General features: G+C 48.0%; 9 protein-coding genes and 1 pseudogene. 7 read left to right on the top strand and 3 right to left on the bottom strand.

Annotation, left to right across the window (positions count from 1 at the left end; genetic code table 11):
- Position 1 precedes the first annotated feature (1 nt).
- Together V5G20_RS22030 and V5G20_RS22025 are read left to right on the top strand one after the other, a co-directional pair.
- Entirely contained in the window at positions 2 to 5,905 is a 5,904-nt protein-coding gene (locus tag V5G20_RS22030; RefSeq protein ID WP_338462221.1) for a polymorphic toxin-type HINT domain-containing protein, read from the top strand.
- Positions 5,906 to 5,939: 34 nt separating this feature from the next.
- Positions 5,940 to 6,317, top strand: coding sequence for a YxiJ family protein (locus V5G20_RS22025; protein ID WP_338462219.1), 378 nt, complete (start codon positions 5,940 to 5,942; stop codon positions 6,315 to 6,317).
- Between the two features lie 369 nt (positions 6,318 to 6,686).
- Here the strand turns inward: V5G20_RS22025 and istB are convergent, their stop codons facing one another.
- Entirely contained in the window at positions 6,687 to 7,430 is a 744-nt protein-coding gene (gene istB, locus V5G20_RS22020) for an IS21-like element helper ATPase IstB (protein ID WP_025846873.1), read from the bottom strand.
- A complete protein-coding gene (gene istA / locus V5G20_RS22015; RefSeq protein WP_251256056.1) occupies positions 7,427 to 8,935 on the bottom strand; it encodes an IS21 family transposase in 1,509 nt (502 codons plus the stop codon). The genes istB and istA overlap by 4 nt, the downstream gene beginning before the upstream one ends.
- 279 nt (positions 8,936 to 9,214) lie before the next feature.
- Here istA and V5G20_RS22010 point away from each other — a divergent pair, with 279 nt between their 5' ends.
- From V5G20_RS22010 to V5G20_RS21990, 5 genes and pseudogenes are all read left to right on the top strand, one after another.
- On the top strand, positions 9,215 to 12,040 hold the full coding sequence (locus V5G20_RS22010; protein WP_338462217.1) for an RHS repeat-associated core domain-containing protein: 2,826 nt from the start codon (positions 9,215 to 9,217) through the stop codon (positions 12,038 to 12,040).
- A gap of 17 nt (positions 12,041 to 12,057) precedes the next feature.
- A complete protein-coding gene (locus tag V5G20_RS22005) occupies positions 12,058 to 12,684 on the top strand; it encodes a hypothetical protein (protein ID WP_024984680.1) in 627 nt (208 codons plus the stop codon).
- A 212-nt stretch (positions 12,685 to 12,896) separates the two neighbouring features.
- On the top strand, positions 12,897 to 14,915 hold the full coding sequence (locus V5G20_RS22000) for an RHS repeat-associated core domain-containing protein (protein WP_338462215.1): 2,019 nt from the start codon (positions 12,897 to 12,899) through the stop codon (positions 14,913 to 14,915).
- A gap of 11 nt (positions 14,916 to 14,926) precedes the next feature.
- Positions 14,927 to 15,469, top strand: a complete 543-nt coding sequence (locus V5G20_RS21995; protein WP_024984822.1) for a hypothetical protein — start codon at positions 14,927 to 14,929, stop codon at positions 15,467 to 15,469.
- A gap of 617 nt (positions 15,470 to 16,086) precedes the next feature.
- Positions 16,087 to 16,497 (top strand): annotated as a pseudogene (locus tag V5G20_RS21990) (chromosome condensation regulator); the annotation flags it as partial.
- Between the two features lie 421 nt (positions 16,498 to 16,918).
- Here V5G20_RS21990 and V5G20_RS21985 read toward each other — a convergent pair.
- Positions 16,919 to 17,971, bottom strand: coding sequence for a 2,3-butanediol dehydrogenase (locus V5G20_RS21985; protein ID WP_024983531.1), 1,053 nt, complete (start codon positions 17,969 to 17,971; stop codon positions 16,919 to 16,921).
- Positions 17,972 to 18,048: the final 77 nt, after the last annotated feature.

The following is an 18,048-nucleotide window of genomic DNA, read 5'->3' as shown; positions in this document are numbered from 1 at the left end:
TATGAGACGAAACAAGTCAATCGGCATCGGCTTCAAGCTGCTTTTGTCGGCGGCTTTGCTGATTCCAAGCGTCGTTCAGGCCCAGGGGGCGGTGCAAAACGGGCTGCTCCATAGCGGCAAGGCGAATGCAGCCCCTGACGCAACGAAGCTGCCGAGCACAAAGGAATGGCTGGCGCAATTCACCAAGGCTGCCCAGGAGACAGCCGAAACGACGCTCGAACCGGCAGAAATTCCTTCCTATAAGGACGAGGAGATCAGGGCAATGGAGTGGGACCCGTTTGCCGCCGACGCGATCATCCGCATGAAGGCTGAGCTGGATCGCACCAGCCTGCAGGTAGCCGCCTGGTTTTATCCCCAGGTGGACCGGCTGCTGTCCCACAATGAAAAGGTAGAGAAGTACGGCTGGACCGATCGGGATGTGATGGCCAAGATCGCGAAGCTTCCGGCTGATGCGTACAACCGGCTGGCAAAGGAAGTTCCGGTTATCGCAGAGCACTACAGCAAGTGGAAAAGCGTGCAGGCAAAGCAGGCCGAACCGAAACAGCCGAAAGAAAAAATGGCCGTTTCAAAGCAAGAAAGCGAGACATCGACAACGAAAGCGGCAAACGCCGGGCTGCTCAGCTCCGACCTGCCGGATGCCGTGTACGATCCGACAGGGCTGACCTATCAATACAAGCGTTCGATTGATTCGCCGGTAGATGATGTCTACCGAACGTCCACTATCACGGAGACGGACCTGGTTCTCGAAGGCAAGCACGGGATGGATCTGAGGCTGGAGAGGACCTATTCGCAGTTTGATTCCATTGAACAGCGTTTCTACTACAGCACACGCGGCAACAAAACCAGTTATAACAACAATCATTGGGAAAAGTACAACATGCCGCTCGGTTGGAGACTGAACATCCCGATGGCTGAAGAAATGTACGAAGATGGAATCGCGTGCAACTACGTTGATAAGAATAATCCACCTTACGTATGCGGAAGAACATCCGGGAAATTTCGTTATGTTTTCACCCTGGATGATGGCACGGTGCTTGAATCTTCCTCACGCTCCGGTGAAGATTGGGTGAATTATCCCTACAAAGGAGCGTCGATGCATTTCTATTCCAAAGACCAAAATCCAACAAATGGCGTCAAGTCGATCGCTTGGGTCGATTACAACGGCTACCACTACAGCTTCACCAGGGAGGGCGTTTACGATCCTTCCCCTGTTGATGTCATCACCAAAAGGAATGCATACGGCGATACCATTGTCTACAAAATTCCGTATAACAATGATCCGATACAGATTACCGATAGCGTCGGACGGTATATCGAGTTAACGAGAAAAAGCCTGAAGGTGTATGCCGATACCTCCAAAAGCAAGCTGCTGAAGCATATCGAGTACGCATGGGGAACAGGCACGACTCCAGACCGTGTCATCGAGCACGATGTCAACGGAGGGGGAAGCAAGGTCATTGCCGAATACTCTTACCTTGATTCCGAAGTCTTTGGGAAAGCTGAGTTTAACCTTCGTCCCAACTACTATTTTTCCGCGCAGAATAAAGAGATTCCACTGGACTATAAAGGTATAGAGAGTTCCGAGTATCTGGATATGGACTGGAATGAGCGGGGGTACGTCAATTACGAGCTTCTCCATCAGGTGAAGTATCCGGTGGAAGGCTTGACCATGACCTATGCCTACAGCCCCTATTTCTCTAGCGCAACTGATTTTCTGAACCGAGGCGTTGTTCGGAATTATTACGATGAGGAAAAGCTGACCTATGTCACATACCATCCGGTCACTTCGGTAAATATCCGTTTTGCCAAGACACCACACCCAGACCGTCCGTCCACAGAAACGTATTTGAAAACGATCTACTATCCAATGACCAGTAAAGAGATTTGGAAAACGAAGAAAGACACCTCTGTTCGATTGAAAAATCAGACGATACGAGACGGAACGGTCGCAGTCTCCCGGATCGAACAGGATGGCTTGCCCAGCCAGGAAAAGACGTTTGCCGTCAATTCGGATAAAAACTTCTTGCTCCGTTCGGTCGAAACCTATATCGGTACGGGTGCAGACACAGACAGAATCGAAGGCCGCCTCAACTTGACCGCAGACGGAAACAAGTACAGCTACCACCCGGTATCGTACGTAAGCCATATGTATCGTGGCAGGGAAACCAAGCCCAGCTACTCCTACGAATTTTTGGGAAGGCCCGCTTCCATGACGAAAGACGCCGACGTGTATCAGTACCTGCTGGCGCCGGAAGCGAAGAATCTGGAACAGGTGAAAAACAGACTGGCCGACTACGCGCAGGTGACGGAATACAGATACAACAGTTACGGCGATCTGGTAAAGCTCGTCGATCCGAAAGGAAATACGACCAGCTGGACGTATTTGCCGCCCACAACATATTACTTGCGCCTGCTTTCGGAGATGAGCCGCACCGCCGCAGACAACCCGAAGCATTTTCACAAGGAATCGTTTACGTACAACAGCGACAAACTGCTTGAGGGAGAATCGGTCCTCGATTCCTACCCGGATGGTGCCGAAATCAAGACCGAGAGCGTCGGACGATTCTACACCTATCAGAACATGCGTATCTCCTCGATTCAGCATATGACGATCGGGCTGGACAATAAAAATTTGGTCCAGAACTTCCCTGCCTATGACCGGTACGGCCTGAACCCTACGGAAATCAACATGGAAGTAGAGACTTCCCCCGGCGTCAAAACAAAGCTGACGTACCGCTTCGCCTACGACGAGCTGGGCAGAGTCACACAGCGAACCTATCCGGATCAAAGCCAGGCCACCTACGAATACGACTTCCTCGGACGGCTGAAGCGTGAGCAGTTTGCCAATAAAGGAGAAACCCGCACGATCACCTACAGCTACGACGACGACAAACGCAAGGTGACGATGACCCTGCCGGACGGCACGAAGAGGTTCACCCATTTTACCCCGGGCGGCGAAGTCGAATACGAAGGACAGATCGGGACCAACGGCCAAATCCGTCCGCTGCAATACAACACGTATTCGCCGGATGGAGAGCGCTTGCTGTCCAGCGCCCCTTACGCTATGGACAACCGGGCGACCACGTATGTCTACAATAAAGACGGCACGCTTTGGAAAAAACAGGAGCCCATCGGCACGACGATCTACCTGCGGGCAAACACGTTCGTCGATTCGCTCAATAACCAATATCTGCCGGTAGAGACGATCAAAACCCTGGGGCCAAACGGCCTGGAAACGATCCAGTTTTACGATAGGCACGGCCAGCTGGAAAAAGAAGTAAACGAAGCGTGGGTAAGCGAACAAAAACGCACCACCGCCTATAGCTATAATGCATTCGGACAGCCCGCAAGCAAGACCGAGCAAGAAAAGGACGGGACAAAGCGAACTTGGTCGTACCGCTACAATCCAAGCGACAAGCTCGTCTATTTGCTCGACCCTGAAAAGAACGAATACCGCTACGGCTACGACCCATATGGCAATCTCGTGCAGGTAACGGAAAACAACACCCTGACGACCAAGTACCACTACAATGCGCTTTCCTGGAAAATCAGCGAAACGGACGTTCCATCCGGGGCGACGGAGACATTCGGCTACACCCCGAACGGCAAAGTATCGGTGTTCACGGACAAAGCGGGCAACCGCCACGAGTACGCGTACACGCCGTTTTACGAGCTGTCCGAGCTGACGACGAAAGACAAGGCCGGTACGGTGAAAAACCGGGAAACCAAAGAGTATTACCCGAATACGTCTTTGGTAAAGAAAGAAACCAACAGCAACGGACCAAACATCCAGTCCAGCAGCCCGCTATATCGCGAGTTGTTCTACACCTATGATCCGTTCCTGCGGATGAACAGCTTCACGGCGTTTGGCAGACTCTATCAGATTCGCCATACGGACGCCGACGACCAGATGGATCAGTTGATCTACCCTGGAAATACAGCGGTTTCCTTCGTCTACGATGACGCGATGCGGGTAAAAGAGGTGACGATTCCGGGATCGAATGGTTCCTCTCAAACTGTCCGCTATGACTACCAGCTCAGCGACGCGGGAGACACCTACACCCTGACCTATCCAAACGGCGTGAGCCTGATACGCAAGCGGGATTCGTTCGGCCAGGTCGACACGCTGAAGCACTTCAAGAGCGGCACGTCTGTATGGCAAGAGAAGAACAACTACTCTTTTGGCAACGTGACAAGCATTGAGCGAAACGGCACGACCTACCGCTACGAGTACGACAAAGTGGACCGCTTGACGAAGGAAAATGTGCCAGCGGGAGAGAATCGTTATTCGTATAACGGCCGAGGCAGCCGAATGACCTTTGAAGGCACGCTGCCGGCGATGCCAAGTACAGCCACCTACACCTTTGACGAGCGCAACCGCCTGAGAGGCGTCACCAATGAAAAGACGGGAGCCAAAGCGGAATATACGTACTATCCGGACGGCCTCCGTGCGACGAAGACAGCAGATGGCAGCGAAACCCGTTACGTCTACCTGAACGGCAGAGTCATCGAGGAGCTGGACAAAAACGGCCAGCTGAAAGCCCAGAATATTTGGGGGAATGAGCTGCTCTCCCGAAAGGACGTTGCGGCGAACAAGCGCGGCTACTATCTGTACAACAGCCACGGGGATGTCGTGAAGGTCGTTGGGGAGAACGGCGAGGAACTAAACCGCTACGAGTATGATACGTGGGGGAATCTCACGGCGAAAACGGAGGGGATGTCCAACCCGTTTACCTACAGCGGGGAGATCTTGGATGGCGAGACCGGGTTTTACTATCTGCGGGCGAGGTATTACGATCCGAGCATTGGGCGGTTTATCTCGGAGGATACGTATAAAGGGCAAGTGGATAATCCGCTGAGCTTGAACCGGTATACGTATGTGCATAATAATCCGCTACGATATATTGACTTTAGTGGGAATGTGATCACTGAGCCGTGGGGGAACGGCGGAATTCGGAAAGACTCAACAGGTATTTTGAGGACGAACGACGGTAAAGGTAATGTCTATTGGGAGTTTTATAGGAATGTTTCCGTTGATGAAGTCCCCGAGGAAATCAGATCGGAAGTTCACGGAAACACGCGGGAGCCAGAATGGTATGAAGATCCTTTTACCTACGTAGCTGGTGCTGGAGGAGTAGCAAAAGCTGTAGCTGGCAAAGTGGTAGGATCAGGAGCGAGAACCGTTGAGAAAGGGATAGTGAAAAAGCTTTTTGGATGTAATTGCTTTACAGCAGGAACAAAGGTTCAAACAGACGAAGGGGAGAAGAATATCGAAGACATTAAAGTCGGAGATAAGGTTCTCGCCAAGTCTGAATATGATTCGAATGGAGAATTGGCATACAAAGAAGTAACTGCTTTATACCGTAACCAACGTGATGATATTATTAAGTTGCATGTTGGGGAGCAAATCATCGAGACAACAGATAACCATCCGTTTTGGGTTGAAGGCAAAGGGTGGGTCTTCGCAGATGAACTTCAAGTGGGGGATAAACTCCAAAAAGCTGATGGAAGCAACCTGACGATTGACAACGTAGAGTTTGTTAAACTGGATAAGCCAGTAACGGTGTACAACTTTACTGTTGCTGACTACCATACGTACTATGTAACGGATTTGGGGATTTGGGTTCACAATACTGAATGTAATTTTTCAAAATGGAATAAGGGAAGTTTCGATAATGTAGAGGGTTCTGCTGAATATCATTTTAAGAAACACGGAAAGGAAGTAGGGGCGAAAGATCTGGCACAATATCTCAGGAAAGCTGAGGAATTTGCAAAAACCGCTAAAAAAGGTTCAACCAAAAGTTATGTTAATGGAGCAGTTGAGGGCACAATTCGATATAAAAAGAACGGTAAATATATCGATATTGCCCCGGATGGGACTATAGTTTCCTTTGGTAAGCAATAATGCATATTTGTCTCTTGAATGGAGGTGTTGGGATTTGAAAAGCGAAGAAATGCTGGAAAAAATATCCCGCCTGTATAATTTTCAATTAGTTAATCCCTTTCCGTATGAGGATACTAACAGGATAAAAATTGATTTTGAAAGTGAATTTGAATTACTTGAGGAAGAAAATTTAAACGCTGATTTTAATGATTATTGTACCTTAATTGTTGGAACGACAAGTTATATTCTAAAAGGTAATGTTGCTAATATCCCTAAGAAGCAAATTGAGTTTTTGAATGAGGATTTTTTCCAAAGATTTCCCCAATACAGTTTTATTAAAGCAAAATTGGAGAACTATCCTGACTTTCAAAACGAGTACATTATTCATGAAGAATTAAGAAAGATAATATTTGATTATTTACAGAGCAATTAACGAGTACCAATTAAATTATCAGACCTTGAAGGCAATCCTTCGAGGTCTTTTTTTACCCTACCCAGGTCTGATACTGATTTTGGAAAAGGGTTTTATGTTTTTTATGTTACAAAAATTTAGCAGCACGCTCAAGAATGGGCTTATGTTGGAGGTAGGTGCTCGTTTTTCGAGTTAAAGAATCTGAAATCAGAGCGCTCGCGGGTTTGATATTTACAAAATCAGAAAATTCGTGTGTTTATGGCAGACTAAAAATGTAGGTTTTGGCAGTTAATGTGAATGTCAATCAAAATGTTGACCACCGTGCTCATCAAAAAATTGACCACCATGGCAAAAATCAATCCACCCGTCGGGTGGGTAACTTTTTCATGATCACGATCTTTGAATGCTCTGCTTAAAGCGATAGCTGTCTCCATTCATTGCAAAGATATGGGCACGATGGGTAAGCCGATCAACCAGGGCTGACGTCATTTGCTCATCTTTGAAAATCTGTGTCCATTCCGTAAATTCCAGATTACTGGTAATGATCATGCTTCCTTTCTCATAGCGGGCCGCACAAAATTGGAATAATAACTCCGCCCCGGTCCGACTCAGAGGGACAAACCCGACTTCATCCAAAATAATCAAATCTGTTTTCAACCATTGCCTCTCTAGCTGGAGGATTCGCTTTTGGGACTGAGCTTCCATAAGCTCGTTACATATTTTAGCGGCAGTCCAAAACTGAACGGAATAGCCATGATGGCAAGCTTCCTTCCCGAGTGCAATGGAGAGATGAGTTTTGCCAGTGCCAGAGTTTCCGATAAACATGATGTTCTCTGCCTTTTCGATGTACTCACAACGAGCCAGTTGAAGCAATTTGGGCTTATTGAGGGACGGAATCGCCGAGAATTCAAATTGATCGAGCGTTTTCATAGAAGGGAATTTGGCGTGCTTGATGCGACTCGCGATTTGGTTAGCATCCCTTTGCTGAACTTCTTGCTCTAGTAGGGCTAAGAGGAACTCCTCGTAGGGAATTTGCCGTTCAGCAGCATCATGGGCGATTTCCTTATAGACACGTTTAATCGCAGGTAAGCGAAGGCGTTTCGCGTAGGTTTCAAGCAGGAAACTCGTACTCAATGAACCACACTCCTTTTCTGTAACAAACGATTGTACTGGCTAAGATCTGGGGCCTTTACCTGAATACGTGGAACAGAGCTATCCTCCGCCAACGAGAGTTGGGGCAAACGGTGTTCCGGCAATGTTCGCTGAAACAATAATTGCCTTACGGCATCATACTGGAACATCCCTTTTTGGCAGGCCTCCCCCAGTGCTTCTTCGACGAGAGAAGTATCGAATTCACGGTGCAAAAGCAAGAGTCGAACGAACTCCTTCATCCCTCCTGGTCGGTTACGGCACTTGTCCAAGAACTTTTGGTAAATGGCGGGTAATCCTGCCTGATGCAATGGTCTAGCATAAAGAACTGCTCCTGGGCGAATAAGAAGTAAATCCAGATAATGATCGTATTGCAAAATCTCCTTTCCTTTTTCCAAGCACCGCTCATGCGTCGCAATCAGGCTTTTTCCGTGATACACCTCAATTTTTTCAGCAAATACTCGGCAAATAAGTTGGGTCGATGCATAGGAAACCGGGACGGAATAGGCATTTTTTTCAATGTGGATCATGGATAGCGTATTGCTTTTCACGGGTACAACACGGAAACAATCCAATGGCCGTGGAGGCAATGGAAGCATGATGGGCAACTCTTGAACAAATGCTTCTCCAACCGTTAGGGAAGACCGGGGAACGGTTGTATTCTCGTAAGAGATACATTTTTCGAGGAGGATTTGATTTAGCTCCTCCAGAGAAGAAACACTAGGAACAGGTGCAAAAAATTGCCTCTGGGCAAACTGTACGAGGTTTTCCACTTGGCCTTTTTGATGCCCTTTTCCCGGATCACAGAAATAGCTTTCAAACAGGTAGTGGGCACGTAGCTGAATAAATCGCTCTTGTTCCTCGCGATTTTTGCCTTCCAATACCTTCTTAACGGCTGTTGTCAGGTTGTCGTATGTGATGACTTGGGGAACAGCACCGAAAAATTCAAAAGCATCTACATGACCTTGGAGAAGAGCCTCTTGCTTCTGATGAGCAAATGTCTTGATGAAAATCTTTCTGCTGTATGTGCAACGCATACAAAAGACTTGAACCTTCACTTGTTTCCCTTGTAAATGAACCGTAACCTCACCCCAGTCAAATTGGGCAAATCGCCCTGGCGGGAAATCAAGAGGGACAAATGCTTTAGGAGGAGAAACCCGCAACTCTCTGACGTAGCGTCGTACAGTAGATTCACCGCCGGTGAATCCATGTTCGTCAACGAGTCTCTGGTAAATACGTTTGGCAGTATGACGCTGCTTCGGGGGAGCCTGTTCATCTTGACGCAGCCATTCCAAGATGATGGGCTTGACAAAATCAATGACTGGCTTCGGCTTCGGTTTTGAAAGCTGGTATACAGGGATTTCCGTTGATGTCAAGGCTTTTCGTATCACTTGACGCGAGTAGCCAGTTTCGCGAGAAATTTGACGAATCGACTTCCCTAGCAGAAAGTGTTGTTTCCTGATAAACTCATAATTAGCCATCTGAAGCATTTCCTTTCCTCCTATATCTTGTTGTCTAGACAACTACAAGATACAGGAAAGAGGTGCTCAGGTGGTCAACTTTTTTATGAGCGATGTACCACTAGGTGGTCAATTATTAGATTAGCATTCACACAGTTAATTTATACAGACCCGTAGGGGCTTGCATAAATTAAAAAAACCACTTGCCAACGTCCCCTTCTCAAAATACACTCCCTGTTGGGCATTTCAGACGACGGGAGGTATAAAGTTAGGAGATGTTAGCAGTGGCAGAAATTAATTATATCAGGCATGAGGCAAATCGGTCGCACCTACCCCGACCAAAGCCGGGCCGCCTACGAGTACGACTTCCTCGGACGGCTCAAGCGCGAGCAGTTTGCCAATAAAGGAGAAACCCGCGCGATCACCTACAGCTACGATGACGGCCAACGCAAGGTGACAATGACCCTGCCGGACGGCACGAAGAGGTTCACCCATTTTACCCCGGGCGGCGAAGTCGAATACGAAGGACAGATCGGGACCAACGGCCAAATCCGTCCGCTGCAGTACAACACGTATTCGCCGGATGGAGAGCGCTTGCTGTCCAGTGCCCCCTACGCCATGGACAACCGGGCGACCACGTATGTCTACAATAAAGACGGCACGCTTTGGAAAAAACAGGAGCCCATCGGCACGACGATCTACCTGCGGGCAAACACGTTCGTCGATTCGCTCAATACCCAATATCTGCCGGTAGAGACGATCAAAACCCTGGGTCCAAACGGCCTGGAAACGATCCAGTTTTACGACAGGCACGGCCAGCTGGAAAAAGAAGTGAATGAGGCGTGGGTAAGCGGGCAAAAACGCACCACCGCCTATAGCTATAACGCATTCGGACAGCCCGCAAGCAAGTCCGAGCAGGAGAAGGACGGGACAAAACGAACTTGGTCGTATCGCTACAATCCAAGCGACAAGCTCGTCTATTTGCTCGACCCTGAAAAGAACGAATACCTCTACGGCTACGACCCATATGGCAATCTCGTGCAGGTAACGGAAAACAACACCCAGACGACCAAGTACCACTACAATGCCCTTTCCTGGAAAATCAGCGAAACGGACGTTCCATCCGGGGCGACGGAGACATTCGGCTACACCCCGAACGGCAAAGTTTCGGTGTTCACGGACAAAGCGGGCAACCGCCACGAGTACGCGTACACGCCGTTTTACGAGCTGTCCGAGCTGACGACAAAAGACACGGCCGGTACGGTGAAAAACCGGGAAACCAAAGAGTATTACCCGAATACGTCTTTGGTAAAGAAAGAAACCAACAGCAATGGCCCGAACATCCAGTCCACCAGCCCGCTGTATCGCGAGTTGTTCTACACCTACGATCCGTTTCTGCGGATGAACAGCTTCACGGCATTTGGCAGACTCTATCAGATTCGCCATACGGACGCCGACGACCAGATGGATCAGTTGATCTACCCTGGAAATACAGCGGTTTCGTACCGCTATGATGACGCTATGCGCTTGACAGAGGTTACCAGTCCGGGACTGGACGGCACCCCGAAGACCGTTCGCTACGCGTATGAGCTCAGCGACGCGGGAGACACCTACACCCTGACCTATCCAAACGGCGTGAGCCTGGTGCGCAAGCGGGATTCGTTCGGCCAGGTCGACACACTGAAGCATTTCAAGAGCGGCACGTCTGTATGGCAGGAGAAGAACAGCTACTCTTTCGGCAACGTGACGAGCATTGAGCGAAACGGCACGACCTACCGCTACGAGTACGACAAAGTGGACCGCTTGACGAAGGAAAATGTGCCAGTGGGAGAGAATCGTTATTCGTATAACGGCCGAGGAAGCCGAATGACCTTTGAAGGCACGCTGCCGGCGATGCCAAGCACAGCCACTTACACCTTTGACGAGCGCAACCGCCTGAGAGGCGTCACCAATGAAAAGACGGGAGCCAAAGCGGAATATACGTACTATCCGGACGGCCTCCGTGCGACGAAGACAGCAGATGGCAGCGAAACCCGTTACGTCTACCTGAACGGCAGAGTCATCGAGGAGCTGGACAAAAACGGCCAGCTGAAAGCCCAGAATATTTGGGGGAATGAGCTGCTCTCCCGAAAGGACGTTGCGGCGAACAAGCGCGGCTACTATCTGTACAACAGCCACGGGGATGTCGTGAAGGTCGTTGGGGAGAACGGCGAGGAACTAAACCGCTACGAGTATGATACGTGGGGGAATCTCACGGCGAAAACGGAGGGGATGTCCAACCCGTTTACCTACAGCGGGGAGATCTTGGACGGCGAGACCGGGTTTTACTATCTGCGGGCGAGGTATTATGACCCGACGGTGGGGCGGTTTATTTCGGAGGATACGTATAAAGGGCAAGTGGATAATCCGCTGAGTTTGAACCGGTATGCGTATACAGAGAATAATCCTTTAAGATATAAAGACCCAACAGGTCACTGGAAAGATGGAGACGGATATATTAAAGGCTCAACTAGAGATACTATTGCTTTTTGGACAGATGTTTGGGAAAAGGCAAATAAAGCTGGAGACAAACAACGTATGCAATTTGCTGAGACCCAAGCAGATAATGCAAGGACTGCATACTGGAGTAATTTAGGTGCTTCTATTGCAAAAGACCTTGAACTAAGACCCACCGCTGTGTTTTTTGCAGGAACTACTGCAACGATGCCAAGGTCTGGTTCTGGTTCAGTATCAGGTGGTGCAATAGGATGGGCGGGTGTTGTGGCAACAATATTGACTATTGCTACGCAGGACACCTCGACAATCACTACGACTTATAATTATAATGGACAGACCCTAATATTCCGTGATGGTTCGGGTACAAACACTAACCTGACCCCAAGACCAGTGGATACAACAGGATTATCATACTTTTTAGCACCAGGGTCTAACAAGTATACATTCACTTCTATAGATGCAGTAAACGCAACTGGAGTTTTAAAGGCTGTGGTTGACAACCCTGCCACTGGGCACGTCAGTGTCTTTGCAACAAACCCTGCCCACCACAAAGCGTGGATTGCATCAAGACCTGACGCAGAATCAAATCCTTATTATTTAACCATTGTGCTAAAATCTATCTCAATTAAGGGAAGGTAAAGAAAGGGGGGGAGAGAATGAACGAGAAGACTCTTATTACTAAACTAATTAATGGTAAGGGACAAAGTCAGGATGCGAATCTTTATGTCCGATTTAGAGAAAATGATACTGTTCATATGATTCTAATAGGAAAATCTCTGTATATTGAAAGCGAAGCAGGAACATATGTCCAGAGTCTGCTTGAGTTGATGACGAATTTACCAGAGAGTTATTCACTAAAGTTCTTAAATAGTGTACAAACCACAAATGGTAATTCCATCGAAATTGTAACGGTAGAGGAATACATCGTCGTTACCAGACAATACGACCTTGATGAACCTCAACTGAAATTCAAACTCGTATGTGAATACAGAGGTAAAACCTTTGAAGCCAATGCTGTTGAGGATTTCTCCATAGCATTACAAGCACTTCAAGACAAAATGGACGTATCCTTTAACATTTGTGCTTATTGCTCAAATGCTGATTTCAGGTCAACTGGTGGGGAAGACTTGAGACAGGGGTGGTTCTGTTTACGAGATGTATCAAATCGTCATCCTGATTTACCTTGGTTTCAGCGAGAATATGAATTTCAAGAAGCTTATTCAAACGTCAATGCTTTCCACTGGTGTCCAAGTTATATAAAAGCAGTGAATAGAATGTTATAAACGTGTTAGCAAAGAACCCCAACGAGTAATTAATGCTCGTCCAGGGGTTCTTTTTGTCCTTGTATTTGTAGTCCATAGAATAGGGAGGAAGAGTAATCATAAAAAATGATAATTGGGATATTCCCCTTGTGGTACCTCCTAGGGAATGAACAATCCTACTCGACTCCGAATAGAACGAATACCGCTACGGCTACGACCCATATGGCAATCTCGTGCAGGTAACGGAAAACAACACCCAGACGACCAAGTACCACTACAATGCCCTTTCCTGGAAAATCAGCGAAACGGACGTTCCATCCGGGGCGACGGAGACATTCGGCTACACCCCGAACGGCAAAGTTTCGGTGTTCACGGACAAAGCGGGCAACCGCCACGAGTACGCGTACACGCCGTTTTACGAGCTGTCCGAGCTGACGACAAAAGACACGGCCGGTACGGTGAAAAACCGGGAAACCAAAGAGTATTACCCGAATACGTCTTTGGTAAAGAAAGAAACCAACAGCAATGGCCCGAACATCCAGTCCACCAGCCCGCTGTATCGCGAGTTGTTCTACACCTACGATCCGTTTCTGCGGATGAACAGCTTCACGGCATTTGGCAGACTCTATCAGATTCGCCATACGGACGCCGACGACCAGATGGATCAGTTGATCTACCCTGGAAATACAGCGGTTTCGTACCGCTATGATGACGCTATGCGCTTGACAGAGGTTACCAGTCCGGGACTGGACGGCACCCCGAAGACCGTTCGCTACGCGTATGAGCTCAGCGACGCGGGAGACACCTACACCCTGACCTATCCAAACGGCGTGAGCCTGGTGCGCAAGCGGGATTCGTTCGGCCAGGTCGACACACTGAAGCATTTCAAGAGCGGCACGTCTGTATGGCAGGAGAAGAACAGCTACTCTTTCGGCAACGTGACGAGCATTGAGCGAAACGGCACGACCTACCGCTACGAGTACGACAAAGTGGACCGCTTGACGAAGGAAAATGTGCCAGTGGGAGAGAATCGTTATTCGTATAACGGCCGAGGCAGCCGAATGACCTTTGAAGGCACGCTGCCGGCGATGCCAAGTACAGCCACCTACACCTTTGACGAGCGCAACCGCCTGAGAGGCGTCACCAATGAAAAGACGGGAGCCAAGGCGGAATATACGTACTATCCGGATGGGCTCCGTGCAACGAAGACAGCAGATGGCGGCGAAACCCGCTACGTGTACCTGAACGGCAGAGTCATCGAGGAGCTGGACAAAAACGGCCAGCTGAAAGCCCAGAATATTTGGGGGAATGAGCTGCTCTCCCGAAAGGACGTTGCGGCGAACAAGCGCGGCTACTATCTGTACAACAGCCACGGGGATGTCGTGAAGGTCGTTGGGGAGAACGGCGAGGAACTAAACCGCTACGAGTATGATACGTGGGGGAATCTCACGGCGAAAACGGAGGGGATGTCCAACCCGTTTACCTATAGCGGGGAGATCTTGGATGGCGAGACCGGGTTCTACTATCTGCGGGCGAGGTACTACGACCCGACGGTGGGGCGGTTTATTTCGGAGGATACGTATAAGGGGCAAGTGGATAATCCGCTGAGTTTGAATCGGTATGCGTATGTTCATAATAATCCTCTTAAGTATGTTGACCCAACTGGTCATGATGTTGAGATAGGCGGTTCGGCTATTAACAAGCCAGAAGATCTCCTTCTTGATGACAGAAAAAGAGCGGCTTTACTAGATATCTACGAACGATATGGGTTAGAGGCCGTTCCCGAAATATATCGGGATCAGATTCAAATGTTTTCGGGTGACGTAATTCCAGGAGCAGCAGGTATAAAAATTGTTCGTAGTGCTGGTAAGTCTGTTATTACAGCTATTAATGGAACAAAAGTGGCTAAGCCTGTACATGAACTAAGTAAGAATCAAGCCGCTCATATCCTAACTAGACATTCAGCTAATAGCGTAAAAAATCAAATACAATACTGGCAAAAGAAGATGACTAATGAACAAATTGAGGCAATGCTAAGCAAGAGAACTTTCTTTAATAAAGAATGGACAGATGAAAAAATAATAAAAGCTTCCCAAATTGCTTTTAACCAACTACGCAATAAAGGAGTAACAGAAGGACTCCATACTGTTAAAGTTTTTGGAGAAGATATAAGAGTATTTTTAAAAAGTGGTAAGCTTGATTCAGCTTACGGAGTACACAAATACAAACTCTCAGATTTACTAGGAAAATAGGAGGAAGTGATATGTTCACAGTTAAATTTAAAGCGGTTGATGACTTTGATCAACTAAAACGACTTTCAGCTAAAGAATTTGATGAAAGTTTTAGAGATATCGAAGGGATCATCGAGTTAAATTTTAATGAGTACAAGTATGGGTATTTTTTTGAAGATTGTCCTTTTGGAGAAGAGCGCCTTGTACGATGGTTTAAGGATTTACTAGCTATTGCCATAAAAGCACAAGAATCTAATTATGTTGCTTATAAGATTCCTGAACACCCAAGTATATGGCTCGAATTTAAAGTTAAGGAGGATGAATTTTTAGTTAGCATTGTTGATGACATTCAACGAGATAGCATACTTGACTTGTTTATTAACCAACCATATAAGGAATTTCAGTATATTGATTGGAGTAACGTTTCTATCTCTAAAGAAGTATTTAAAAAGGAAATTGTTAATCAAGGTGAAAAACTGATTCATTTTATTGAGGTACTGAATCCACAAATATTAAAAAGCAATAGCATTAACGAATTATTGGTTTTAATGAACAAGGTTGCTTCAATCACATGAATTATTTAAAGGTCTCCCTTTAAAAATGGGATGAGAATGTAGATGTTAGGGCATTTGTGTAGTTCTAAAAAACAGTCTATGAGGAGTTAGTCCCTTATTTCTTCGGATCCAAACAGGGAAAGGGGAAATTAATTGATTATTACCCCAAACGAGTAATCCGCGCTCGTCTGGGGTTTTCTTTATTTGACCTCGCGAAAAAAAGAAAAGTGCTACAAGAGGTGAAGACAGTTTTTTAAATATTAGGTGTGAAGTATTGCACATCGCTCTTTTTTGTTACCCCTAATTGAAATTGATCAGTTGTTGATAAAATGAAGCGGAATTAATGGCATATCACATATACTACCACTTTGTTAATGTCCACATATGGAGGACGTAGCCAAAGAGTAAGCGCAGAGAAAGCTTTTCTTTTGGGTACTTGTAGCACCGTGTTGAAATAGAGATCTCCCCCATTGAAATACCTCCATGCAAAATCGCTAGTGTGTTGAAAGCCCGTGTCCGAATCGCTATGATCAGGGAAAGGAGGAGATGCAATGCCCGTGGATCGCCGAGAAGCCGAATTTCACGGCATCCGCTCGAAGTAGAGCCGTTTATAGCTCTTGTTTTCAAGGAGGTAAAACATGGATAAAATTTTACCGAAAGAAGCGGCGTTAAAGGTGAAACGGTTGCCTAAAGATACCATAGCGGCGGGTTATCGTCATACCGTCGTCCTTAAAGCGGACGGCACGGTGACGGCTGTGGGTGATAATAGATATGGCCAATGCGATGTAAGCGGCTGGTGCGACATGGTGGCGGTTGCGGCGGGTAATGCTCATACGGGCAATGCTCATACAATCAGGCTGAAAGCGGACGGTACGGTGGCGGCTGTGGGGTGGAATGAGCATGGCCAATGCAATGTAAGCGGCTGGCGCGATATTGTGGCGGTAGCGGCGGGTTGCGCTCATACGATCGGGCTTAAAACGGACGGCACGGTAGTTGCTGTGGGCAATAATCAATACGGTCAATGTGATGTAAGCGGTTGGCGTGACATCCGACTGCCCGGCAATTAGTTTTCTTTTACATATTGTCTGGTGGATTGCAGAATTGCATCTCGGTTATACACAACAACCGGGTATGGTTTTTGATCACTGCGGATAATTTCGGCCTTGCGTCTCGATAAGGCCCGTTTCACGGTCTCCCATACGAAACCAATCCAGACTCTGGTCTAGCTGCAATCGATGATATAGGGGGAATGCCAGTCCATAACGGCGTACAGGTACATCCAGCCGACCTTCATTGGATTTTCTTCTTTCGTAATTTTCAGTATGGTTCAACATTTTTCCTCAATTGTAAACTTTTTTCTGCTGGTCGTCATACATCAAGAAACTCCTTTTTTGCTAACAAGCTTCTATGTAGCAGGATAAAGTGCCCCTGAGTCCGATCCAAGGGCACCTTTCCCGAAAACACCTGCACCTACAACCTAGGACTCACCAGAATCTTCACCTGATTTTTCTCTTTCAACAAAGCCTCAAAGCCTTGCTCCACGACATCATCCAGCTTGATTCGCTGGGTAACCAGCTTCTCGGCAGGGAAGAACCCTTTTTCCATCAAGCTGATGACGGCCGGGAATACATCGCGATACCCGATGATGCCTGTCATGGTCCGCTCCTTCATGACGATGTGGTTCGGTTTGATAGGCGCTTCTCTTTCGAAAATGCTGACAATCATGATCTGTCCGCCGATTTTGGTCGACTCGATCGCCTGGGTGAGAACAGGAGGAACGCCGGTCACCTCGAAGGCGACGTCGGCTCCGCCGCCTGTCCGTTTGTGAATTTCTTGGACGACATCGCACTCTTTCGGATCGAGGACGATCGCGCCCAGCTCTGCTGCTTTGAGCTTGCGTTCCGGCGACAGCTCGACGGCGTAAATGTCCGAGGCCCCGGAAGCCTTCAGTGCTTCGATGACGAGCAAGCCGATCGGTCCGGTACCGAACACGACAGCCTTGTCTCCGACCTTCAACTGGCTGGAGCGGACAGCGTAAAGCGCGACAGCGGACGGTTCGACCAGAGCGCCTTGCTCATAAGAGACGCTGTCGGGAATTTTATGGACCATGTGCTCATCGACGGCTACGTATTCCGAAAACCCGCCGCCACCGCCGGCGAGGCCGAGGAAGCCCATTTTGTCGCAAAGGTTGTATTTGCCTTGCTTGCACGCCGGGCATGTCCCGCACGCGAAGACGGGCTCGACGACGACGCGGTCGCCTGCTTTGATGGAGGTGACACCTTCTCCGACCTCTACGACTTGTCCGGAAAATTCATGTCCCATTACAATAGGGGCTTTTTCGTTTGTCAGCGGGTGGGCGGTGCCTTCCGGGATGAAAATCGGGCCTGCCACATATTCGTGCAGGTCGCTTCCGCAAATGCCGCACCATTCCACTCTGATTTTGACTTTCCCTTTGAGCGCTTGAGGTTCCGTAATCGTTTCCAAACGCAAGTCTTTTACGCCATGCCAGCGCAACGCTTTCATATCTTCCATCTCCTTGTCAGTTCGGATCATAAAAATAGAGTCCAGCAAGAAAAATAGGAAACGTTTCCGAAAATTAA

The organism is Brevibacillus borstelensis (genome assembly GCF_036700025.1).
Lineage (GTDB): Bacteria > Bacillota > Bacilli > Brevibacillales > Brevibacillaceae > Brevibacillus > Brevibacillus borstelensis.
Note: the sequence above shows the minus strand (reverse complement) of the source record. Positions and strands in the feature narration are given on the sequence as shown.

Excerpts from the sequence above, each read along its gene's own strand:
- V5G20_RS22030 (WP_338462221.1), top strand. The coding sequence starts at position 2 with ATGAGACGAAACAAGTCAATCGGCATCGGCTTCAAGCTGCTTTTGTCG.
- istA (WP_251256056.1), bottom strand. The coding sequence starts at position 8,935 with ATGCTTCAGATGGCTAATTATGAGTTTATCAGGAAACAACACTTTCTG.
- V5G20_RS22010 (WP_338462217.1), top strand. The coding sequence starts at position 9,215 with ATGAGGCAAATCGGTCGCACCTACCCCGACCAAAGCCGGGCCGCCTAC.
- V5G20_RS22005 (WP_024984680.1), top strand. The coding sequence starts at position 12,058 with ATGAACGAGAAGACTCTTATTACTAAACTAATTAATGGTAAGGGACAA.
- V5G20_RS21995 (WP_024984822.1), top strand. The coding sequence starts at position 14,927 with ATGTTCACAGTTAAATTTAAAGCGGTTGATGACTTTGATCAACTAAAA.
- V5G20_RS21985 (WP_024983531.1), bottom strand. The coding sequence starts at position 17,971 with ATGAAAGCGTTGCGCTGGCATGGCGTAAAAGACTTGCGTTTGGAAACG.